Raw genomic sequence first — 23,005 nt, forward strand, 5'->3', positions numbered from 1 at the left:
CCGCCATGGCCGTCGTCCTCGCGGGCTCCCTGAGCTTCCACGTCCAGCGGCTCCCGGCAGACGCCGGGGCCGCCCCCGACCGGCCCGTCGTCGTCTTCCTGCACGGGCTCGTCGTCGACAACCTGTCGTCCTTCTACTGCCCGTTGGCCGTCCCCGTGGCACGGGCCGGGTACGAGACCGTCCTCTACGATCTGCGCGGCCACGGACGCACCGAACGGCCGCCCACCGGCTACGACAGCCGCACCGCCGTACGGGACCTCTTCGCGCTGCTCGGCGCCCTGGACCTCGGCGGGCGCCCCGTCCACCTGGTCGGCAACAGCTACGGCGGCACGCTCGCCCTGCACGCCGCCCTGGCCCGGCCCGACCTCGTCGCCGGGCTCACCCTCCTCGAACCCCCGCTCAGCGGCGGCTGGGTGGAGAACATGGTGGACACCCTCTCGGCCGCCGCGCTCAGCCTGGAGGACAGCCCGGTCCCGACCGAGCTGCTCGGCCTGCGGCTGCGCAAGGCCGCCAACCTGACGGCCATCGCCGACGCCCTCCTCAACCGCACCACGCTGATCGACGACATCGCCGGGAGCCGCACCTTCACCCCGGCCGACTACGCCCGGCTGCGCTGCCCGGTGCTGATCGTCTGCGGAGAGCACTCCGAACTCGTGCCGGGTGCACGAGAGCTGGTCCGGTACGCCCCGGACGTCGCGTCGATCGAGATCCTGCCGGGCCTGGGCCACGACGTACTCAAGGAGAGCAGCGGGGCGCTGCGCAAGACCGTACTGGCCCATCTCGACGCCGCGTCCGGCCTGGCCCAGGAATCCGCGGAGGCCTACTCCGGCGACGCGCGGGCGGGAGCTCTGGTCCGATGAGGGTGCTCTTCACGGTGCCCCCGCTCGCCGGGCACGTCAATCCGACCGTGGCCGTCGGCTCCGAACTGGCGGCCCGGGGCCACGAGATCGCCTGGACCGGTCCGGCCTCCGCACTGGCCGGACTGCTGCCGGCGCGGGCCCGGATCCTCCCGGCCGGCGAGGAGGCCGGCGGCCGGGAGATCGGCGGCACCTACGCCGAGCTGCACGAACGGTGGCGCGATCTGCGCGGGGTCGGGGCGCTGCGCTTCCTCTGGGAGGAGGCCCTCGTCCCACTGGCCCGGGCCATGGTCCCGGGGGTGACCCGGGCGGTGCACTCCTTCGAGCCGGACGTGCTGGTCGCCGACCAGCAGGCCCTGGCCGGACCGCTGGTCGCCCGGCGGCTCGGCGTCCCGTGGGCCACGTCCGCCAGTACCTCGGCCGAACTCACCCGCCCTTTCGCGGACTTCCCGAAGGTCGGGGAGTGGGTCGCGGGGCAGATCGCCGGACTGGTCGCCGAGTTCGGGCCCGACGGGAAGGGGAGCGGGGAGGGGAGCAGGGACGGGAGCGGGGAAGGGGGAGGCTGGGACCCCAGGTTCTCGGAGCGGCTGGTCCTCGTCTTCTCCACTCCCGAACTGGTGGGGCAGGCCGAGGAGTTCCCTTCGCACTTCGCCTTCGTCGGACCGGCCTTCGGGGCCCGTCCGGCACCTCCCGACTTCCCCTGGCAGCGGCTGGACCCGGCACGCAAACGGGTCCTCGTGTCGCTGGGCACCCTCAACCAGGAAGCGGGCGGCCGCTTCTACCGGTCCGTGCTGGGCGCCGCCGAACGGCTCGCCGGGGAGGTGCAGCTGATCCTGGCGGCCCCCGCCGCCCTGATCGGGGATCCGCCCGGCCACGTCCTGCTCCAGGAGCGGGTCCCGCAGCTGGAACTGCTGCCGCACCTGGACGCGGTGGTCTGCCACGGCGGCCACAACACCGTCTGCGAGTCCCTCGCGCACGGGCTGCCGCTGGTCGTCGCCCCGATCAGGGACGACCAGCCGATCGTGGCCCGCCAGGTCGTCGAGGCGGGGGCCGGGGTCCGGGTGCGGTTCGGCAGGACCCGGGCCGAGGAACTGCGCGACGCGCTCACGGCCGTGCTGGACGATCCCGGCCCCCGCCGGGCCGCCCGGCGGATCCAGGCCTCATTCGCCGCGGCGGGCGGGGCCGCCGCCGCGGCCGACCGGTTGGAGAAGCTCTTATGACACCACCCCCGCTCCCCCGCCTCCCCCGGATCCACTGGGTCCCGGCGGTGCTGCTGGCCGCGCTCGGTGCGGGCACCGTGCGCACCCGGCGGCGGTTGCGGGCGATCCCCGTGCTGCCCCTGGTCCCGCCCGCGGCCACCGCGGTGCCGCGGGCCGCCGGGTGGCGGCTGCTCACCGCCCGGGGTGTCGAACCGGACGCGGCCACGTTCCTCGCCGCCTGTGCGCACGCCGAGCGGGAGGGGCTGCGGGTGCTGGACCTGCTGCCGGCGGATCTGGCGGCCGAGCGGGTGCTCGGGCTGCTGCGGCTGGTGGACCCGGCGGGCTACCGGGAGGACCTGCTGGGCGAGGGGCGGGGGGCCGGGTTCGCCGTGCTCGTCAGGGACGAGGTACTGGCCCGGGCCGGGGTGGAGGCGGGCGGGCCGTACCCCGAGCCGGCGGAACTCCTCGCGCTCACCCGCCGCTTGAAGGAGTACGCGGCCGACGCGACGGGGCTGGCCATCGCCCCGGCGCTGAGCTGCGGGCCGCCCGGCGAGACCCGGGGTGCGGCACGGGCCGCCGAGCTGCGGGCCCAGGGGATCCCGCCGGGGGCCCTGGCCGCCGCGCAGCTCGGCGGGCTGGCGCTGCTCGCGGCTGCCGTCGTACGCCAGGGGCGGTGGGGTGCGGCCGCGGCCGGGCTGTACTGGCTGCAGCCGTACCTCGCGCTGGGCGGGACGGGCTCCCCGCTGCGCCCGGCCGATCTGGCCCGGGCCACCGCCGCCCGGCCGCTGCGCTCCCTGGGCGCTGCCGTGCGTACGGCCTCGGCGGCGGCCCGCCACCGGGAGGGTCCGGACACCGCCAAGGCCGCGGCCTACCGGGCCGAACTGGCCGCCGGCACCGACCGGTTCCTGGAAGCGCGCCGCCCGGACTGCCCGTGGTGCGGCTCGTGGCGACTGACCGTACGGGTCCGCGTCCCGGACCTGCTCCAGGGCAAGCCCGGCCGGTTCACGCTGGAGCGCTGCGAGGACTGCGGGCACGTGTTCCAGAACCCCCGGCTGACCTTGGAGGGGCTGGAGTTCTACTACCGCGACTTCTACGACGGGCGCGGCGGCGAGGGGGCCGGCACGGTCTTCGGGCGGCTCGGCGCGGCCTACCGGAGCCGGGCCGAGATGCTCCGCCCGTACGCCGTTCCCGCGTCCTGGCTGGACGTCGGGACCGGGCACGGCCACTTCTGCAACGCGGCGCGGGCCGTCTGGCCGGGTACCCGGTTCGACGGGCTGGACATGGGCGACGGGGTCCGCGGGGCGGAGCGCCGGGGCTGGGTGGAGACCGGATACCAGGGCCAGTTCCCGGAGTTCGCGTCGAAGCTGGCGGGGCAGTACGAGGTGGTCAGCATGTACCACTACCTGGAGCACACGCGGGACCCGCTGGCCGAGCTGGACGCGGCGGCCGCGGTGCTCGCGCCCGGCGGGTACCTGGCCATCGAGCTGCCGGATCCGCAGTCGCGGATGGCCGGGCTGCTCGGCCCCGCATGGCTGCCGTGGTTCCAGCCGCAGCACCAGCACCTGATCCCGGCCGCGAACCTGCGGGAGGCCCTGACCGACCGGGGTCTGACCGTCCTGGCCGAGCAGCACGGCCCGGCCCACCAGGGCAACGACTTCTTCGGCGCGGTCGCGCTCACCGCGACCCGGCTCGCCCCGGACCCCGACCGGCCGTGGGGACCGCCGCCCACCCCGGCCGGCCGGGCCCGCGCCGCCGCCGTCCGGGTGGCCTCGCTCCCCTTCTTCGCGGCAGCAGCAGCGCTCGACGCCCTGCGCACCGCGGCCGCCCACCACACGGACGGCGGTAACGCCTACCGCCTCCTGGCCCGCAAGGACACCCGATGAAGCGTCCCCCGCTGGAGCCCCCGGCCCCACCTGCCTCCGCCCCACCTGCCTCCGCCCTACCCGCCTCCGCCGCCCCCGCCGGAGGCGACCTCGCCCGGCGGGCCGGCGCCGATCCGTTGTTCCGGCTCGTCGCCTACGCACTGGAGGCCGCGCACGGGCGGCCCCCGGCCGCCGTGTGGAGCGCCCCCCACGCCTTCCACCTCGGCTCCCCCGGGCTGGTCGCGGCGGCCGGCTGGCCCACGGCCGCCGCCGCGGCGCCTCGTACCGACGGGCTGGTGCGGCTGAGCTCCCTCGCCCACCCCGCCGACAGCTGCGACCTGCCGCTGACCCTGGCCGGGCCGCCGCCCGACGCCCCCGACTGGGCCCTACGGCCGTACGCGGTGCTCCGGGCGCTGGCCCGGGCCGGCCACGGCCGCGGCGGGACCGACCTGCACGTGCAGGGCTCCCTCACGGCGGCCGCCGGGCTGGCCACCGCGGAGCCCGCCGACTGCGCGATCGCCCTGGCGGTGGCCGACGTACACGGCGGCCCGGGCGAGGAGCCCGACCGCGCCCACCTGGCCCGGCTGCTGGCCGACGCCCTTCCCGACGGGGACGACACGCTGCGCCGGGCGGTGCTGTTCGCCCGCCCCGGGCAGGCACTCCTGCTGGGCCCCGAGCCGGGGCGACGGCAGCGGTACGTCGACTTCGACCCGGCCGCCTCGGACGCGCGGCTGGTGCTGCTGGCCGTACGCGGGGACCCGGCGGACCGGCCGGCCGAGCTGGCCCGGGCCGTGGCCCGCACCCGCGCGGCCGGGGCGCTGAGCGCCTGGCAGCCCGGGCAGCGGCCGGGGCGGAGCGTGCTGGTGCTGCTGCCCGAGGCCCGACTGGCGGCGGTACGGGCCGCGGTCGCGGAGGACTTCCGCGACCGGGGGCGGCCCGTACCGCGGTTCCTGAACATCGCCGTGGCCGGAGCGGCCCGGCGCGAGGAATGACCCACCCACCCCCACACCGAGGAGGAACCTCCCATGTCCACCCCGTCACCCAGAACGACCGCGAAACGCGGGGCCCGACGCTCCGCGCTCGTGGCCGCACTCGCCACGCTCGGCGTGCTCGGTGCCTTCACCGTGGCCAACTCGCAGGCCGCGGAGACCGGTTCCACGACGCCCGCAACCACCGCGGCTTCGGCCGCGGCCCTGCCCTCGTACGACCACGTGGTCGTCGTCGTGTACGAGAACAAGCAGTACGGGGAGATCATCGGCAGCGCGAACGCCCCGTACATCAACCAGCTGGCGAACGGCGGCGCGAGCCTGACCGCGATGAAGGCGCTGACCCACCCCAGCCAGCCGAACTACTTCAACCTCTTCTCCGGCGCCACGCAGGGCATCACCGGCGACGGCTGCTACACCCCGCAGTCGATGACGGCGGCCAACCTCGGCCAGGAGGTGATCGCGGCCGGCAAGACCTTCGCGACGTACAACGAGGACCTGCCGAGCGAGGGTTCCACGGTCTGCACGAACGGCCAGTACGCGCAGAAGCACAATCCGTGGTTCGCCTTCAAGAACGTGCCGCTGAACACCGGCAAGACCTGGGCGCAGTTCCCGCAGAACAACTTCGCGGCGCTGCCGAACCTCTCGTTCATCGTCCCCAACCAGTGCAACGACATGCACTCGTGCTCGGTCAACACGGGTGACACCTGGACGAAGAACAACATCGACGCCTACGCGCAGTGGGCCAAGGCCAACAACAGCCTGCTGGTGCTGACCTGGGACGAGGACAACTTCCTGGGCTCGAACCAGATCGCCACCGTCTTCTACGGGGCGAACGTGAAGACGGGCACCTACAGCACCGCCTTCAACCACCACCACCTCCTGCGGACCTTCGAGGACCTCATGGGCACGGCCACGCACGCGGGCAACGCGGCCAACGTGCAGCCGATCACCGAGGTGTTCACCACCGGCACGACCCCCACACCCACGCCGACACCCACCACGACCCCCACAGCCACACCCACACCGACACCCACACCCACACCCACCACAGGTGCCTTCAAACTGACCAACCCAGGCCCCCAGACCTGCAAGTTCAACCAGTCCTGCGCCATCCAGCTCACCGCCACCGGCGGCAAGGCTCCGATCCGCTACGCGGCCACGGGCCTGCCCTTCGGCCTGACCATGGATCCCGGCACGGGCCGGATCGGCGGCAAGGCGTGGTCCGTCGGCACGGTCCAGGTCACCGCGACCGCCACCGATTCCACGGGCGCGACGGTCACCGCCGCGTTCCCGCTCACCGTCAACTGGTTCTGAGGGAGGCATCCGTGTACCTGTCGACCAGCCGGGCCGCGGACATCGCCGGGCACACCCGGCCTGCCCGAGGACCCGTGCGGGCCGTCCCCGGCACGGTGATCGTGCTCGGCTTGGTCAGCCTGGTCACGGACGTCTCCGCGGAGATGGTGACCGCGGTCCTGCCGCTGTACCTGGTGGCGGGACTCGGCATGTCCCCGCTCGCGTTCGGCGCCCTGGACGGACTCCACCAGGGCGCCACCGCGCTGCTGCGCATCGTGGGCGGCCGGGTCGCGGACCGGACCCGGCGCCGCAAACTCGTCGCGGGCACCGGCTACGCGCTCTCCGCCGCCTGCAAGGCGGCCCTGCTCGCCGTCACCACCCCCTGGTCGGTGGCGGCGGTGCTCGCCGCCGACCGGGCGGGGAAGGGCCTGCGCACCGCCCCGCGAGACGCCCTGATCTCACTGTCCTGCCCGCCGGAGGACCAGGGCCGCGCCTTCGGGGTGCACCGCGCACTGGACACGGCGGGCGCCCTGCTGGGTCCGCTGGCCGCGTTCGGGGTGCTGTGGGTGGTGGTGGACGGGTACGACACCGTGTTCACCGTCAGCTGCTGCACGGCCGTGCTCGGGGTGGTCATGCTCGCGCTCTTCGTACGGGAGGCCCCCGCGCCGGCCTCGGAACCCCCGGCCCGGGCCCCCGTGCGCACCCTCCTGCGCATCCCCGAGCTGCGCCGGCTCTGCCTGACCGCCGCCGCGCTCGGCCTGTTCACCGTCGGCGACGCCTTCCTCTACCTGCTGCTCCAGCGCCGGCTCGACCTGCCGGTGGCGTACTTCCCGCTGCTGGCCGTCGGCACGGCGGCCGTGTTCCTGCTGGCCGCCGTGCCCGCGGGCCGGATCGCCGACCGGCTGGGCCGGCAGCGGGTGTTCCTCGGCGGGCACGTGCTGCTGATCGGCGCGTGCCTGCTTCTCCTCGTCCCGGTGCCGGCCGGGCCCCCGCTCGTCGTCGGCGTCCTCGTGCTCCTCGGACTGTTCTACGCCGCCACGGACGGCGTGCTGATGGCCGCGGCCGGGGCCGTGCTCCCGGCCGAGCTGCGCACCACCGGGCTCGCGGTGCTCCAGACCGCGCAGGCGTTGGCCCGCTTCGCGGGGTCGGTGCTGTTCGGGGCGGCCTGGACCCTGTGGGGGCCGGGCCCGGCGCTGGCCACGGCGGCCGGCGGGATGCTGCTGGCGCTCACCTCGGTCGGCGTGGCCGCCGCGTTCGGCGGGCGGGGGCCGCGCGTGCCGTCGTAGGGTCGGCACATGCCTGAAGCACAGCCGAACCAACGCACACTCGAAGGCAAGGTCGCCTTGGTGGCCGGCGCGACGCGCGGCGCGGGCCGCGGCATCGCGGTCCAGTTGGGCGCGCGGGGCGCGACGGTGTACGTATCGGGGCGCAGCACCCGGGGCAGACGTTCCGAGTACGACCGGCCCGAGACCATCGAGGAGACCGCCGAACTGGTCACGGCGGCGGGCGGCCTGGGGATCGCGGTGGTGGCCGACCACCTCGTCCCGGCGGAGGTGGAGGCCCTGGTCCGCCGGATCGACGCCGAACAGGGCCGCCTTCACCTCCTGGTGAACGACATCTGGGGCGGCGAGCGGCTCTTCGAATGGGACAGCCCGGTCTGGGAACACGACCTGGACAACGGCCTGCGCCTGCTGCGCCTCGCCGTGGAGACCCATGCCATCACGAGCCACTACGCGTTGCCGCTGCTGCTGCGCGAACCGGGCGGGCTGGTGGTGGAGATGACGGACGGCACCGCCGAGTACAACGGCACCCGCTACCGGAACTCGTTCTTCTACGACATCGCCAAATCCTCCGTGCTCCGCATGGCGTTCGCCCTGGGTCACGAGCTCGGACCGCGCGGGGCCACGGCGGTGGCGCTGACCCCGGGCTGGCTGCGCTCGGAGATGATGCTGGACGCGTTCGGTGTGACGGAGGCGACCTGGCGGGACGCCCTCGCCAAGGTCCCGCACTTCGCGATCTCGGAGACCCCGTCGTACGTGGGCCGCGCGGTGGCCTCCCTGGCCGCCGACCCGGACGTGTCCCGTTGGAACGGCGAGTCCCTCTCCAGCGGCCAACTCGCCGGGGTCTACGGCTTCACGGACCTCGACGGCAGCCGCCCGGACGCCTGGCGCTACATGGTCGAGGTCCAGGATCCGGGCCACCCGGCGGACACCACGGGCTACCGCTAGACCGGCACCCCGTAGGCCCGGACGGGGCCGGGTGTGCGGTGGGGCGTCCCCGCAGGACGTCGAACACAACCACCCTCGGCCCACCGACCCCCCGACACGTTCGACGCCCGAGGAGACGCCCCGGCGCGCGCCCGGACCCGGCCGGGCCGGCACCACACCAACCCCGCCCCAGCCGGGCCCGCCCGCCCCCACCGCCCCCCTCAGAGGCGGAAGGCGGACGGGTCGATGGAGGCCAGGCGCTTCACCAGGGCCGGTACTCCGCGGCCGCGGTCCTCGCGGTGTTCCACCGCGCGCAGTGCCGGGATGACCAGGCGGGCGCCCGGGTAGCGGACCGGTTCCGGGGGGATCCAGCCGCCCGCCGGGCGGGCGAAGGCCGAACCCGACCATTCGTCCTTCGTGCCCAGGACCAGGGAGGCGAGCACCTTGGCCATCAGCCGGGAGGGGCCCACCCCGTCACCCGAGTAGCCCGTGGCGTAGCAGACCCCGGGCACGGACTTCAGCCAGCCGGCGAAGGGCAGCGAGGTGGTCGAGTATTCGACGGGGGCGGTCCACGCCGTGTCCACCGGCGCGTCGGCGAGTTCGGGGAAGAGCCGTGCGAGCTGCCGCCGGAGCTCGGCGGGCCGCAGCGGGTCGCCCCACAGGGTGTCGGCCCCGCTCCGGCCGAAGGCCACGCCGGAGCCGCCCTTGCCGAAGAGCAGCCTGCCGTCCGGGGTCGTGCGGTAGTAGTTCAGCCTGCGGCGGGAGTCGCAGACCGAGGTCCCGCCGTCCCAGCCGAGCGCCGCGAGCCGCTCCGGCACGGGTTCGGTCAGTACGGTGTCGCTGGCCACGGTCACCATTCGTCGGCCGAGGTCCTCCAGCCGGCCGGCCCAGGCGTTGATGGCGAGTACGGCCCGTTCGGCGTGCACCCGCCCGTAGGGGGTGTGAGCGGTCGTGGCGCCGCCGGGCGCGCCCCGCAGGGCGGTCAGCGGGGTGCGTTCGTGGACGCGGACGCCGGCCTCGATCGCCACCCGGCGCATGCCGCGGGTCAGCTTGGCGGGCTGGAGCGTGGCGCAGCCCGGGTCGAGGACTCCGCCGAAGTGGTTGGTGGTGCCGACCGCCCGCCGGGATTCGGCCGCGGACACCTCGTGCAGAGGCTCCGTCCCGGCGCGGCGCAGGTCCTCCAGGGTCTGCCGCCAGGCCCCGTGCTGGGCCGGTGAGGAGGCGGCCCACAGCCACGGACCGCGCGTGTGCTCGACGTCGATGCCGTGGTCCTCGGTGAAGGCGAGGATGTCGTCGACGGCCTGGGCGGAGGCCTCGCCCAGCCGGCGCGCCTCCTCGTGCCCGCCGATCGCGACGAGGCTGCTGAACCGGGCCCACATCGGCATCAGGTAGCCCGCGTTGGCGCCGCTGGCGCCGCCGCCGCACACGTCGGCCTCGATGAGCACGATGTCCGTGCCGGGGGCCCTCCGCAGGATCTCCAGGGCGGTCCACAGCCCGGTGAAACCGCCGCCGACGACGAGGACGTCGCAGCGCACCTCGTCCAGTAGCTGTGGTGAACGTCCGTCGTCGGGTTCCGCCTGCAGGGCGTCCCGCAGCCAGGCGGAGCGCCGGGCCGGGCGCGGGATGTCGATGCGGGGCCAGGTGCCGTTCAGGACGAGATCGGGATCGGTCACGGTACGGGTCTCCACGTTCGGTGCGGCGGGTGCGGTCAGTTCTGGCGGGCGCGGGCGGCGGCCCGGCCGGCGGTGTCCAGGTGCTCCGCCGCGGTCAGCAGGTCGATGCGCGAGCTCACCCCGAAGGTCTTGAACAGCCTGCGGAGGTGGTAGTTGACGGTGTGGGGGGACAGTGCGAGGCGCCGGGCGATCTGCTGGTTGGTGAGGCCCTCGCGGACCAGGCCCACCAGGACCCGCTGCTGCTCGCTCAGTTCCGGTCCGGCGGGCGGCGCCGCGACGAAGCCCGCCGTCGCCCGCAGCGCGGCCGCTTCCCGCTGGAGGGAGAGGCGCAGCGAGTCGGGCATCGAGTCCGCGATGAGCCGGCGCAGCAGTGGGTTGGAGAAGACGGCCCGACCGCCGTCGTTGCGCACGACGCCGGTGGCCGCCACCTCCTCCAGGGCGGGGAGCAGCGCGGACACCGAGGTGCGCAGCATCTGCGCCAGGTCCTCGTAGACCACCTCGCAGCCCAGGAGCGAGGCCACGCACAGCAGTTGGCGGCATTCCGGCGAGAAGCGCTCCAGGGTGGCCCGTACCCGGGTGTCCAGGCGGGCGGGGAGCCGCGGGGTCAGCAGCCGGACCTCGCCGTCGACGGTCTCCAGGGCGCCTTCCTCCTGGAGACCGGTGAGCAGTTCGATCAGCAGCCGGGGGTGCCCGCCGGCCTGGTCGATCAGCTGGACCAGGGCGGGTGCGGGCGGCGCGCCCAGCAGGTCGTGGGCCAGGCCGAGCGCCGGGGACGGACCCAGCGGGCCGAGCGGCAGCCGCTCGCTGCGGCCCGTGAGACCGGCCGGCAGCTCCGGTCCCTCGCCGGGCCGGTGGGCGACCAGCCAGACGACCGGGTCGCCGCCGGTCCATTCGCGGCGGGCGAACGGCATCCTCGGCGGCCCGTCCACGGCCCGGCGGGTGTCGTCGACGAGGACGAGGACGGGCCCCGCCGGACCATGGCACCGGCCGGGCCGGCCGGGCCGGCCGGGCGTGTGGCGGGCGGGGGCGGGCCGGCGCCTGCGGCGGCGGGGGTCCTCCCACTGGTCGGGGTGGTGTCCGGTGTAGCCGAGGCCGTCGGCGAGGACGGCGGCTTCCCGGAGCAGGCGGGTCTTGCCGATGCCCGGCATTCCCTCGATGGACAGGACGGCCGGGCCGGAGCGGCGGCCGTATTCCAGCACTTCGCGGATCAGCCGCAGTTCCCGCTCCCGCCCGCGCAGCGGCATGGGGGTGAACGTGCTGTTCATATGGACCCGCCGTAGCGGCGTACGCCGACGGTGTGGAAGCGCGCGGACACGAACGCGGCGTCGCAGTAGACCGCGTTCCCGGACGGGTTCATTCCCGTTCCGTGCAGGTCGGAGTAGACGGCCGACTGGGAGATGTACCAGTCGCCCATCAGGTTGGCCGAGAGCATCACCCCGGCTTCGGCGCAGGCCTGTTCCATCGCCGCTTCCACCTCGGGCGAGGTGGAGTAGAGGCCGACGGACAGGGCGCCGCACTCGCGGGTGGTGCGGGACACCAGCTCGACCGCGTCGGCGACGGAGTCCACCGCCACGGCGAAGACCACGGGGCCGAGCCATTCGGCGAGCAGCGTGGCCCGGTCCGCGGCCCGGTTCGCGTCGAGGGTCACGACGGCCGGGGTGCGGATGACGGCCCGCGGGTGTGCGGGGTCGCGCACGGCGCGGGAGGCGACGGCCACGCTCCCGGCCTCGCCGGCCATCACCCGCTCCAGCCGCTCCAGGACCGGGGGTCCCAGGAGCGCGCCGAGGATCCCGGCGGCCTCGGTGTCGTCCGCGAGGAGCTCGGCGAGGGCGGCGCCGAGGTCGGTGACGATCTCCTCATACGTCCGGTGCCCTTCGTCGGTGCTGATCCCGGCCCGCGGGATCAGCAGGTTCTGAGGGCTGGTGCACAGCTGCCCGCTGTAGAGGGAGACCGAGAAGGCGAGGTTGGCGAGCATGTCGCGGTAGTCGCCGGTCGATTCGACGAGCAGGGTGTTGACGGCGGACCCGGCGGTGAACACGCGGGCCTGGTGGGCGTTGTCCTGCAGCCAGGAACCGAAGGCGGTGCTGCCGGCGTAGTCGACGAGGCGGACCTCGGGTCGGGTGGCCAGCCGCCGTGCCAGCCCCTCTCCGGGGTGCTCGGCCGCCAGGCACACCAGGTCGGCCGGGAATCCGGCCTCGGTCAGTACCTCGCGGGCGATCCGGACGGTGAGCGCCAGCGGCAGCACGGCCGCCGGGTGCGGTTTGACCAGGACGGGGTTGCCGGTGGCCAGGGAGGCGAAGAGGGCCGGGTAGCTGTTCCAGGCGGGGAAGACGCTGTTGGCGATGACCAGGGAGATGCCCCGGGGCACCGCCTTGAAGGTCTTGGCCAGGGTGACGGCCCGGCCGTCGCCCAGGGGCTTGCGCCAGAGCGAGGCGGCCGGCAGCCGGGTCTGCTCGGCGAGGGCGCAGACCACCGCTTCGAGACCGCGGTCCTGGGCATGGACGGCCCCCGCGTGGAAGGCCATCAGGAAGTTGTGGCCGCTGGTGTGCACGGCCGCGTGGGCGAACTCGGCGCTGCGGGCGTTGATCCGGTGCAGGATCTCGGCGCAGACCGCCGCACGGGCCTCGGGTCCCGCGTCGCGCCAGGCGGGCAGGGCGGCCTGCATGGCGGGCAGCAGGACGTCGGGGTCGCAGTGCGGGTAGGAGACCTCCAGTAGGGGGCCGTAGGGGGAGCGTTCGCCGCCCGTCTCGGGGCCGGGGCCCACGGTGCCGTCCCGGCCGGGCTGCCCGAGTTCCATCGGCCGGCCGAGGAGCAGGCGGAAGGCGGCCTCGCCGGCGGCCTTCGCCCCCTGGCCGTAGGCCGCTGGATCCTCCGGGTCCTCGGAGTACGGCGACCAGTGCTCGCGGGTGCGGATCACCTCGCGGGCCCGCTGCAGGGTGGTGGCGTGCCGGGCGGTGAACCGGGCCGACGCGTCGCCGTCGGCGCGGGTTTCGGGTACGGGCTGCCGCGCGGTGTGCGCCATGGTCCTCATCCTCAGTCGAGCGGTAGGGGTCGGTCCGGTCCGGGTCCGCCGGGTCGGGAAGTCCTCGGCGATCACGCTAATTCGGCGGGCCGGCACTCACGGCGGAGTCCGGTCATACCGGGAATTGTCGGAACGTTCACACCGCCGCACCGGGGAGCGGTGCCGGAGGTACGTCCGCGCCCGGGCCGATGGCTCCGAAATCCCCGCCGGCTCTGCGGCGTTGGGCGCGCCCGCCGAGAGGACGGGTCGGACGGTGACGGTGGCCCGTTCACGAGCAACCTGCCGCGATCAGCCATCGACTGGCGTGATACCACCGTTCGCCGCCGCTCGGCGGGCGCACCAACTGGCTTGTTCCGTACGGCCTCCTCCGCAGCCGCACCCATTACTCGGGCCCGGATGTCCCGGCCCCTGCGGCTACTCGGTGATCGGCCGCAGGTACCGGTCCAGTGCCGTGTCGGGCAGCACCCGCGCCAGCACGCTCACCTTCCGGGCGTCGGGACCCACGCGGTACCGGGTCCTGGGCCGCCGGGCCGTCAGGGCCTGGCGGACCGTCTCCGCGAAGTCCTCCGGGCGGGTGAGGCTCTCCCGCGCCTGCCTCTCGTTGTGGTGCAGGAACCGGTTGAAGGGGATCCGGTAGAGCTCGGCCACCTGCTCCGGGACACCGTCCATCGCGGCCCGCGCCACGTCGGAGACCTTGCCCCAGATCGGCGTCATGATGGCGCCGGGCTGCACCAGGGCTACGTCGACCCCCTGCGGGGCCAGCTCGCGCCGCAGCACGTCGGTCAGGGCCTCCTTGGCGAACTGCGCCGCCGCGTACGCCCCGAGGAACGGGATCGCCACACTGCCCAGGCCCGAGGTCACGTTGACCACCCGCCCCCGGGTGCGCCGCAGCAGCGGCAGGAACGCCTGGGTGACGGCGAGCTGCCCCACCACGTTGGTGTCCAGCTGCTCGCGCAGCCGCTCCGGCGACACGCACTCCAGCGGGGCCGACACGCAGATGCCCGCGTTGTTCACGAGCCCCCACAGCCCGTCCTCGCCGACCTCTGCCGCGACCCGTTCGGCGGCCGCGGCCACCGACTTCTCGTCCGTCACGTCGACGAGCACCGGGACGATCCGGCCGTGCGCGCCGGCCTCGGCGAGCGCCAGGGCGTCGGCCTCCTTGCGGACACCCGCGAAGACCCGGAAGCCGGCCTCCTCCAGTTGGAGTGCGCAGACCCGGCCGAGGCCGGAGGAGGCCCCGGTGACGAGGACGGACCGGCCGCGCGGCGACAGGGCGGCGCGCTGCGAAACGGCTGACACGAGATTTCTCCTACGTGAACCACGGGAGGCGGGGGCGGCAGGGGCGGCGGGGACAGGGGCAGGGGCGGCGGGGGTGCTCATCCGGCCACCCCCGGGAAGGTGAGGGCGTCCTCCAGCGTGCGGGTGAGCCGGCTCTGCGGCATGAACCGGAAGTACGCGTCCCGCACGGGCCGGCGCAGCGGGTCCTCGGACTGCTCGAAGGAGCTGATGCCGCGCGAGGCGGCGACCATCCCCCGGGTCCGTTCGCGGCGCTCGTCCTCGTAGCGGCGCAGCGCCCGCGGCAGGTCGGTCGCACCCTTCAGGGCCCGCCCGAGCACCACGGCGTCCTCGATCGCCATGCCCGAGCCCTGGCCGAGACTGGTGAGCATCGGGTGCGCGGCGTCCCCCAGCAGGGTCACCGGACCCCGGCCCCAGCGCTCCAGGAACGCCCGGTCCCGGGAGGGCACGGCGATGATCGACTCCTCGGGGGTGGCCAGGATCGCCTGGCGCACCTCGTCGGCCCAGCCGGCGTAGGAGTGCAGGATCTCCGCCTTGCTTCCCTTCCAGTCGCGCGAGAGCTCGGCCGGCATGTTCTTGGTGCCCCACCAGTACAGCCGTCCGGCGCCCATGTCCACGAGCCCGAAGCGCTTGCCGCTGCCCCAGAAGTGGGTGACCGAGCCCGGTGTGAAACGCGGGTGCGAGAAAGGCACGACCGCGAGCCAGCAGATGTAGCCGCTGTCCTGGGAGTCCTCCGGACCCACCAGCTGCCCGCGCACCACGGAGTTGAAGCCGTCGGCCCCGATCAGCACGTCGCCCTCGGCGGTGGTGCCGTCGTCGAACGCGACCCGCACCCCGCCGCCCGGCACCCCTTCGGTCTCGAAGCGCGTGGCCGCGGCGCCGAAGTGCAGGGGGATGCCCTCCGCCGCCTCCAGCAGCGACTGCTGGAGGTCGGCCCGGGTGATGAGCACGCTGGGCACCCCCAGCCTGCCGATGATCTCCGGGAAGGGGAACTCCCTGATCAGCCGTCCCGAGGCCGTCTTGACGTGGTAGGAGCGCAGGGCTTCGCCGCGCTTCTCCAGGTCGATGCCGACGCCCAGCGAGTTCAGCGCGCCGACGGCGTTGCTCATCACCGAGAGGCCGGAGCCCGCGGCCCGCAACTCGCCCGCCCGCTCGTGGACCTCGACGTCGAGCCCCGCCTCGCGCAGGGCCACGGCGGCGGTGAGGCCGCCGATGCCCCCGCCGATCACGAGGGCCTTCTTGCGGTTCGTCATCTGTGCCATCTCACTGTCCGATCAGTTCGGTGACGACCCGGACCATGTGGGCCACGTACGGCTCCTCCATGATCGTGAGGTGGTCGCCGGGTACGTCCACGACGTCGAGCGCGCCGCTGGTGCGCTCGCGCCAGCCGTTGCTGGGGTCCGCGTGCATGCTCTCGATTGCCGTGTGCATCGAGTTGAGGACGCCGGGCAGCGGCTCCGCGGCGTGGATGAGGACCATGTCCTGGTCCACCACCTCGGGCCGGTAGGCGAACGCCGCCTTCCAGTTGGCCTCGTACACGTGGAACAGGCGCCGCACGACGGCCCCGGTGCTGCCCGCGGGCAGTACGCCCTCGTCGATGGCGAGCTGGGCGATGAAGTCGAACTTCTCCTCCAGCGTGGTCAGCCGGTCCGGGATGAGCTCCAGCGGGGAGTCACCGCCGCGCCGCAGCCACAGGAGTTCCCAGAAGAACCAGCCGAGCAGGGCTTCGTCGTCCGTGGTCAGGCGGCGGCCCGGATTGAGGGCGGTGGTGTCCAGCAGGACCAGCCGGGCGATCTCCTCCCCGGCCGCCCGCAGTTGCCGGGCGATCTCGAAGGCCACGAACCCGCCGAAGGACCAGCCGCCGATGACGTAGGGGCCGCTCGGCTGCACGCGGCGCATGGCCTCGATGTAGCTCGCCGCGATCTCCTCGACGCTGCGCAGCGGCTCGGTGCCGGGATCGCCGCCGGCCGCCTGGAGGGCGTAGAACGGCCGGTCGTCCTCCAGGTACTTGGCGAACCGGACGTAGCAGAGCACGTTCCCGCCCATGGGGTGGACGAAGAACATCGGGCGCTTCGACCCGGCCGGGCGGATGGGCACCAGCGGGTCGAAGGCCGTCATCGCCTCGCCCGAGCGCAGCCGCGCCGCGAGCTCGGCGACGGTCGGCGCCGATACGAACTCCGAGAGCGGGACGCTGATCCCGTAGCGCTGCTCGATCTGCACCACCAGGCGCATCGCGGTGAGCGAGGTCGCGCCGAGGTCGAAGATGTTGTCGTGGACCCCGAGTGCGGGCAGCTGGAGCAGATCGCCGACGATCTCCACCAGGGTCTCCTCGTACGCGTCGCGCGGTGCCGCGGCGGCGTCCGCGGCGGCACCCGTGCTCAGCGGAGCGTCGCGCAGGGCCTTGTCGTCGCGCTTGCCGCTCGGTGTCAGCGGCAGGGCCGCCAGCCACTCGAAGTGCGAGGGCATCATGTACTCGGGCAGCACCGTCCGCAGCTGCTTGCGCAGGAGCGTGAGGTCGGCGCCGTCGGGGTCACCCGTCAGGAAGGCGGCGAGGAAGGAGTCGTTGCCCTCCCGTCGGCGGGCGACGACCGCGGTCTCCGCGATGCCGGGGTGGCCGGCCGCGAAGCGGGTGATGGCCAGCTCCACCTCGGCCGGTTCCACCCGGTAGCCGCGCACCTTGACCTGTGCGTCGGCCCGGCCCAGGCACACCACGTCACCGCTCGGCAGGGCGAAGCCCAGGTCGCCGGTGCGGTACAGGCGCTGCCCCGCCGCGGCGGCCTCGGCGGACGGGTGCGGGACGAAGCGCTCCTCGGTCAGGTCGGGGCGGCCCACGTAGCCCTCGGCGAGGCAGGCGCCCGACAGGTACAGCTCACCGCGCACCCCGGCCGGGACCGGGCGCATCCGGCCGTCCAGGACGTGGACCGCGGAGCCGGCGATGGCCCGCCCGATGGGCGGCAGGGCCGGGAAGGCGGCCGGGTCGCCCTGCATGGTGTACGCGGTCACCACGTGCGACTCGGTGGGCCCGTACTGGTTCTCCAGGAGCACCCCGGGCAGGGCCGCGCACAGCGCGCGTATCTCGTCGGTGACGCGGAGCTGCTCGCCGGAGGAGAGCAGCGCCCGCAGGGAGCGCGGGGCGAGCCCGAGGGCGTCGGCGGTCTCGGCCAGCTGCTGGAGCGCGACGTACGGGAGGCAGATGCGCTCCACGCCCTCCCGGTCGAGCAGGCGCAGCAGGGCCGGCATGTCGCGGCGCTCGTCCTCGGAGAGCAGGAGCAGGGTGCCGCCGCCCGCGAGGGTGGAGAAGATCTCCTGGAAGGAGACGTCGAAGCTCATGGGCGCGTACTGGGCGGTCACGCCGCCGACGACCCCGCTGGGGATGCCGTTCTGCCAGGCGACCAGGTGGGCCAGTGAACGGTGCGGCATCGCCACGCCCTTGGGCGCGCCGGTGGATCCCGAGGTGAACAGGACGTAGGCGATGGAGTCGGGGGTGATCTCCTGGGTCACCTCGTCCGGGATCCGGGGCAGGTACGGCCGCTCGCCGTCCCCGGCGAAGATCTCCTCGGCCGTGAGGACGAGTCCCGGCCCGCCGACGGTGGCGCCGTGGGCGGCGTTCGCGATGATCCGGAAGGGGCGGGCCTGTTCGACCATGGCGGTCAGCCGGTCGGCCGGGTAGCCGACGTCCAGCGGCACGGTGGCCGCGCCCGCCTTCATGACGCCGAGGATGACGGCGATCGTCTCCGGCGAGCGGTCCATCGCGATGCCGATCCGGTCGCCGGGGCGGGAGCCGAGCGCGATCAGCTCGCGGGCCACCCGGTCGGCGGCGGCGTCCAGTTCGGCGTAGGTCCAGCGGCGTGCGCCGAAGACGAGGGCCGTCGCGTCCGGTGTCCGGGCGCTCTGCACCGCGACGGCGCGTACGACGTCCGGCGGTGCGGCGTCCAGTGGTGCGGCGTCCGGCGGTACGGCGTCCGGCGGTACGGCGTCCACCTGCCGGTCCCGCGCCGCGTCCTGCTCCGGGGCGGGCGCGAGGAAGCCGAAGTCGACTGCCTCGTCCGGGTGGTGGACCAGTCGGTCCAGGATCGCCGTGAACCGCTCGGCGTACAGGTCTGCCTGGGCCGGGGTGAAGGTCAGCCCGTGGTGGTCCAGGCGCAGTCGCACGGAGCCGTCCACCGGATCGGTCATGGCGTTGACGAGCAGCTGGAAGTTGGTCTCCTCCCAGGTCTTGAAGTCCAGGAGTCGGACCCCGGGCAGCTCGAAGACGGCGGCCAGCTGGCGGAAGTGGATGTAGTTGAAGGCGGTTTCGAGGACGGTGGAGCCCCGGTCCTCCTGGATCGCGCTGAGCGGGTAGCGGCGGTGCGCGTGGCTCTGCTGCTCCTGCCGGAAGGCGGACCGGACCACGTCCGCCCAGCTGTCGGCCGCGGTGCCGAGCCGTACGGGCATCGTGTTGAGGAACAGGCCGGCGATGCGGTCGGCATCCTCCAGCTCGGGGCGGCCGTGGGTGACGAGCCCGGTGGTGATGTCGTCGGAGCCGGAGAACAGGCCGAGGGTCAGGCAGTGGGCTGCGAACAGCACCGACTTCACGGGCAGCGTCCGCTCCCGGGCGAACAGGCCTATCTGGTCGGTGAGTTCGGCGGGCAGGTCCACGATCCTGGTGATCTGGGTGTCCGGCCCCGGGGCCTCGTGCCCGCGGAAGGCCTCCAGGCGCAGTAGCGGCGCGTCCCGCAGCCGCTCGCGCCAGAAGGCACGAGTCCGCTCCGACTCCAGGGCCTCGCGTTCGGCGCGTACGTGGTGCGCCGCCGAAGGGAGGTCCGTCTCGGCCACGGCGGCGATGGGGTGGCCCAGTCCGTGCAGGTAGTCCCGCAGCAGCTCGGCGACCAGGGTGGCCACGCTGCCGCCGTCGAGGATCGCGTGGTGGAAGCTCAGGACCAGCTCCAGGGTGTCCTCGCGGACGTGGGCGCGCAGGTGGTGGAGCGGGGCCTGCTCGAAGTCGTAGCGGTGGTAGCGGCGTTCGTCCACGTGGGCCTGGATCTCGGCGAGCGCCGCGGCCTCCTGGCGGCCGCGCAGGTCCACGACGTCGAAGCCGCCCGCCACCTGGTGGTCCACGATCTGGAGCGGTTCGGAGAAGGAGCCCAGGTCGAAGGAGGAACGCAGGACGGGGTGGCGTGCGACCAGCCGCTCGAAGGCGCGCCGGAAGCCCTCCTCGTCCCATGCGGCCGTGACGCTGTACTGGAAGACGTCGCGGTAGACGGCCGAGTCCTGCTCGGCCCGGCTGTGGTAGAGCAGTCCGAGCTGGAGGCGGGTCAGCGGGTAGGCGTCGGCGCGGCCTTCGAGGCGGGCCCGGTCGACGCCCGAGACCAGGGCGAAGGGGGCGAGTTCGGCGGCGGGCGCGGGGGCTTCGCCGCCGGTGGCCGACCTGGCGGCAAGCTGGCCGACGGTCGGCTGCTGCACGAGGTCCGTCAGGGAGAACACGATGCCGGCCTTCTCGGCCCGGGCGCGGATGCGCAGCATCGTGATGGAGTCCCCGCCGAGCGCGAAGTAGTCGTCGTGGATGCCGACGCGCTCTGCTTCCAGCACCTCCGCCCAGATCGCGGCGAGGGTCTCCTCGGTGGCGTTGCGCGGCGCCGCGTACGCGGAGCCGGCGGTGGCCGAGGGGGCCGGCAGGGCGCGGCGGTCGGCCTTGCCGTTCGGGGTGAGGGGGATCGCGTCGATCCGGATGAAGTGCGCCGGGACCATGAACTCCGGCAGCGCCGAGGCGAGTTCGCCGCGCAGCAGGGCCGGGCTGAGTTCGGTGTCCGCCACGTAGTAGCCGACGAGCAGGGTGCCCCGGCTCCCCGACCGGTGGTCGACGACGACGGCGTCCCGGACCCCGGCCACGGAGGCCAGCCGGTTCTGGACCTCACCGAGCTCCACCCGGTTGCCGCGGATCTTGACCTGGCCGTCGATGCGGCCGAGATACTCGATGGTGCCGTCGGCCAGCCGGCGGGCGAGGTCGCCGGTGCGGTAGAGCCGGCCGCCCGGGGAGAAGGGGTCCTCGGTGAACTTCTCCGCGGTCAGTTCGGGCCGTTCCAGGTAGCCGCGGGCGACCCCGACACCGCCGATGCACAGCTCGCCGGGGACACCGGCCGGCTGGAGGCCGCCGTGCGCGTCCAGGACGTAGAGCAGGGTGTTGTCGATGGGCCGGCCGATGGGGACCCGGCGGACCGGCCCGTCGGAGGCGGTGGGGCAGTCGTGGTACGACACGTCGACGGTGGCCTCGGTGGGCCCGTACAGGTTGACCAGCCGCGGGGCGCTCTCGCCGCGGGATCCGAAGACCCGGTTGAACTGCTCGACGCGTGCGGTGGGCAGGGCCTCGCCGCTGCAGAACACCCGGCGCAGGGAGGCGGCTTCGGTGCGCAGCTCCGGGCGGTCCTCCAGCAGGTCGAGGAAGGGGCCCAGCATCGAGGGGACGAAGTGCAGGGTGGTGACGCGCTGTTCGGCGATCCTGTGCAGGATCCCGCGCGGGTCGCGCTGGCCTCCGACGGGCAGCAGGGCGAGCCCCGCGCCCTCGATCGCCCACCAGAAGAGCTCCCACACGGAGACGTCGAAGGAGATCGGGGTCTTCTGGAGCAGGACGTCGCCCTCGCCGACCGGGTAGGCCTTCTGCATCCAGGCGAGGCGGTTGACCACCGAGTGGTGCTCGACCATGACCCCCTTGGGCCGGCCGGTGGAGCCGGAGGTGTAGATCACGTACGCGAGGTCGTGCGAGGTGGCCGCCTCCTGGAGCGGCTCGCCGGGGCCGGTCAGCAGCTGTTCGGTGCGCAGGACGGGGACGCCGTGCTCCTCGGTCGGCGTGCCGCCGTCGGTGAGCACCACCTTGGCCCGGCTGTCCCGGAGCAGGAAGCCGATCCGCTCGGCCGGGTAGCCGGGGTCGACGGGGACGTAGGCTCCGCCGGACTTGAGGACGCCGAGGAGGGCGACGATCAGCTGCGGTGAGCGGTCCATGTGGACGGCCACCCGGTCGCCGACGCCCACACCGTGGGCGCGCAGGGCGTGCGCCACCTGGTTGGAGCGGGTGTCGAGGTCCGCGTAGGTCAACGGCGGGGTCCCGTCGGCGCCGATGACGGCGGTCCGCTCCGGGGTGCGGGCGGCCTGTTCGGCGATCAGGCCGTGCACGGTCCGGTCGTCGGCGTACGGGACGACGGGCCCCTGCCACAGCTGCGTGAGGTCCTCGTACTCGGTCTCGTCCAGGATCGGCAGCGTCGCCGCGGGCCGGCCGGGCTCGGCGACTCCCGCGCCGATGAGGCGGAGCAGGTGCCCGGCGACGGAGGTGATGGGGTAGTCCTCGTCGAAGACGTCGAGGGCGTAGTCGAGGTCGACCCGCAGGTCGGCGTCGTCCTCGAAGGCGTGCACCATCACGGACAGCGCGTCCTGGTGGTGCACGGGCGCCAGGACTACGGAGTCCACCGTGGCGCCCGGGAGCGGGGCGGGCCGGGGGTGGCGCAGGTAGGAGAGGGTGACGTCGAACAGCCGGCGGGAGCCGGCGCCGACGGCCGGGAGGTCGCGGAGCACGTCGCCGAGGGCCAGCCGTTCGTGGCCGCGGAGTGCGTCCGTGGTGGTGCGGACGGAGGCGGCCAGCTCGTGCAGGGTGGCGGTGGGGCCGACCTGCACGCGCAGCGGGAGGTTGTTGGCCAGCTGGCCCACCGTCTCGAGGTCCGCTTCCGAGTGCCGGTTGCGGAAGGGGACGCCGAGCACCAGCTCCTCGGTGCGGTGCACGCGGGAGAAGTAGGCGGCGAAGGCGGCCGCGAGGTACGTGAACGGGGAGCTGCCCCCGCCGCGGATCCGGCGGACCAGGTCGGCGTCGACGGTGAAGGTGTGGCGGGCCCGGCGCCGCCCGCCGTCCGCGGGGGCCACGGTGGCGCGGGTGAACAGGGCGGGCTGGACGCCCTTGAGCGCGTCGCGGAAGTGGGCCCGGTCCTCTTCGAACGCACCGGAGGCGCGGTAGGCGGTGTCCGCCTCCACGAGAGCGGTGACGGGCCGGGGGGCGGGGCGGGCCGCGGGGGCGCCGCCGCCCGTGCGGTCGGCGTAGCGCTCCCACAGCTGCAGGCTGACCTGGTTCAGCGCCCAGGCATCGGCGATCAGGTGGTGGGCGTTGATGTGCACATGGGCGACGGAGGCACTCTCGCGCAGCACCGCGGCCGTGAACAGACGCGAACGCCGCAGGGTGAACGGGTGCGTGAAGGAGTGCTCCCGCCACGCCGCGCAGGCCGCCGCGGGGTCTGCGGCGCCGGAGAGGTCGACGTACTGGACCCAGGGACCCGCCTCCTCCTCGGCCTCGGTCCCGGCCACCCACTGGCAGGGAACTCCGTCCTGTTCGTCGAACCGCAGGGAGAACGCCTCGTTGTTCCGCAGGACGCCTTCCAGCGACTCCCGCAAGCTGTCCACGTCGACATCGCCGGCCAACCGCTCCTGGATGACCACGTTGAACTGGGGGTCACCCGGCGCGGTGGACTCGGCAGCCCAAATGTCTCGCTGGTAGGCGGACAGAGGGAGCTGGCGTGTTGCGAACATCGGCCTTCCTTCGCTCATTCGGACAGCCGGAATGTGTGCCGTCCGATGCTCAGGAGCCTACGTTTC

Annotated in this window: 13 protein-coding genes; 7 read left to right on the forward strand and 6 right to left on the reverse strand. The window is 74.1% G+C overall.

Going from position 1 to position 23,005, the window contains the following annotated elements:
* Nucleotides 1–5: 5 nt before the first annotated feature.
* Genes OG625_RS04980 through OG625_RS05010 form a run of 7 tightly spaced genes read left to right on the forward strand, consistent with a single transcriptional unit; the run spans nucleotide 6 to nucleotide 8,428 of the window.
* Nucleotides 6–860: an alpha/beta fold hydrolase gene (locus tag OG625_RS04980; RefSeq protein ID WP_329376846.1), complete on the forward strand. Its 855-nt coding sequence runs from the start codon at nucleotides 6–8 to the stop codon at nucleotides 858–860.
* Nucleotides 857–2,077: a glycosyltransferase gene (locus OG625_RS04985; RefSeq protein WP_329376847.1), complete on the forward strand. Its 1,221-nt coding sequence runs from the start codon at nucleotides 857–859 to the stop codon at nucleotides 2,075–2,077. Before OG625_RS04980 ends, OG625_RS04985 begins: the two co-directional genes overlap by 4 nt.
* Nucleotides 2,074–3,939, forward strand: coding sequence for a class I SAM-dependent methyltransferase (locus tag OG625_RS04990; RefSeq protein ID WP_329376848.1), 1,866 nt, complete (start codon nucleotides 2,074–2,076; stop codon nucleotides 3,937–3,939). The genes OG625_RS04985 and OG625_RS04990 overlap by 4 nt, the downstream gene beginning before the upstream one ends.
* The gene (locus OG625_RS04995; RefSeq protein WP_329376849.1) at nucleotides 3,936–4,910 is read left to right on the forward strand and encodes a galactokinase; all 975 of its coding nucleotides are present in this window, start codon (nucleotides 3,936–3,938) and stop codon (nucleotides 4,908–4,910) included. Before OG625_RS04990 ends, OG625_RS04995 begins: the two co-directional genes overlap by 4 nt.
* 33 nt (nucleotides 4,911–4,943) lie before the next feature.
* Nucleotides 4,944–6,221: an alkaline phosphatase family protein gene (locus OG625_RS05000; RefSeq protein ID WP_329376850.1), complete on the forward strand. Its 1,278-nt coding sequence runs from the start codon at nucleotides 4,944–4,946 to the stop codon at nucleotides 6,219–6,221.
* An 11-nt stretch (nucleotides 6,222–6,232) separates the two neighbouring features.
* Nucleotides 6,233–7,486 (forward strand): MFS transporter, encoded by a 1,254-nt coding sequence (locus OG625_RS05005; RefSeq protein ID WP_329376851.1) that lies wholly within the window; start codon nucleotides 6,233–6,235, stop codon nucleotides 7,484–7,486.
* A gap of 9 nt (nucleotides 7,487–7,495) precedes the next feature.
* A complete protein-coding gene (locus OG625_RS05010) occupies nucleotides 7,496–8,428 on the forward strand; it encodes an SDR family oxidoreductase (protein ID WP_329376852.1) in 933 nt (310 codons plus the stop codon).
* Nucleotides 8,429–8,628: 200 nt separating this feature from the next.
* Here the strand turns inward: OG625_RS05010 and OG625_RS05015 are convergent, their stop codons facing one another.
* The 6 genes from OG625_RS05015 to OG625_RS05040 all read right to left on the reverse strand — a co-directional run bounded on the left by OG625_RS05015 (nucleotide 8,629) and on the right by OG625_RS05040 (nucleotide 22,939).
* Entirely contained in the window at nucleotides 8,629–10,080 is a 1,452-nt protein-coding gene (locus OG625_RS05015; RefSeq protein WP_329376853.1) for an NAD(P)/FAD-dependent oxidoreductase, read from the reverse strand.
* Nucleotides 10,081–10,115: 35 nt separating this feature from the next.
* Nucleotides 10,116–11,345 carry a helix-turn-helix transcriptional regulator gene (locus OG625_RS05020; protein WP_329376854.1) on the reverse strand — a complete coding sequence of 410 codons (1,230 nt, stop codon included), beginning with the start codon at nucleotides 11,343–11,345 and terminating at the stop codon, nucleotides 10,116–10,118.
* Nucleotides 11,342–13,102 carry a phenylacetic acid degradation protein PaaN gene (paaN, locus tag OG625_RS05025; protein ID WP_329376855.1) on the reverse strand — a complete coding sequence of 587 codons (1,761 nt, stop codon included), beginning with the start codon at nucleotides 13,100–13,102 and terminating at the stop codon, nucleotides 11,342–11,344. The genes OG625_RS05020 and paaN overlap by 4 nt, the downstream gene beginning before the upstream one ends.
* A gap of 414 nt (nucleotides 13,103–13,516) precedes the next feature.
* The gene (locus tag OG625_RS05030) at nucleotides 13,517–14,401 is read right to left on the reverse strand and encodes an SDR family NAD(P)-dependent oxidoreductase (protein ID WP_329376856.1); all 885 of its coding nucleotides are present in this window, start codon (nucleotides 14,399–14,401) and stop codon (nucleotides 13,517–13,519) included.
* Between the two features lie 77 nt (nucleotides 14,402–14,478).
* Complete coding sequence (locus OG625_RS05035; RefSeq protein ID WP_329376857.1) at nucleotides 14,479–15,651, reverse strand: NAD(P)/FAD-dependent oxidoreductase; 1,173 nt, start codon at nucleotides 15,649–15,651, stop codon at nucleotides 14,479–14,481.
* A gap of 10 nt (nucleotides 15,652–15,661) precedes the next feature.
* Complete coding sequence (locus OG625_RS05040; protein ID WP_329376858.1) at nucleotides 15,662–22,939, reverse strand: non-ribosomal peptide synthetase; 7,278 nt, start codon at nucleotides 22,937–22,939, stop codon at nucleotides 15,662–15,664.
* Nucleotides 22,940–23,005: the final 66 nt, after the last annotated feature.

Source organism: Streptomyces sp. NBC_01351, assembly GCF_036237315.1.
Taxonomy (GTDB): Bacteria; Actinomycetota; Actinomycetes; order Streptomycetales; family Streptomycetaceae; genus Streptomyces.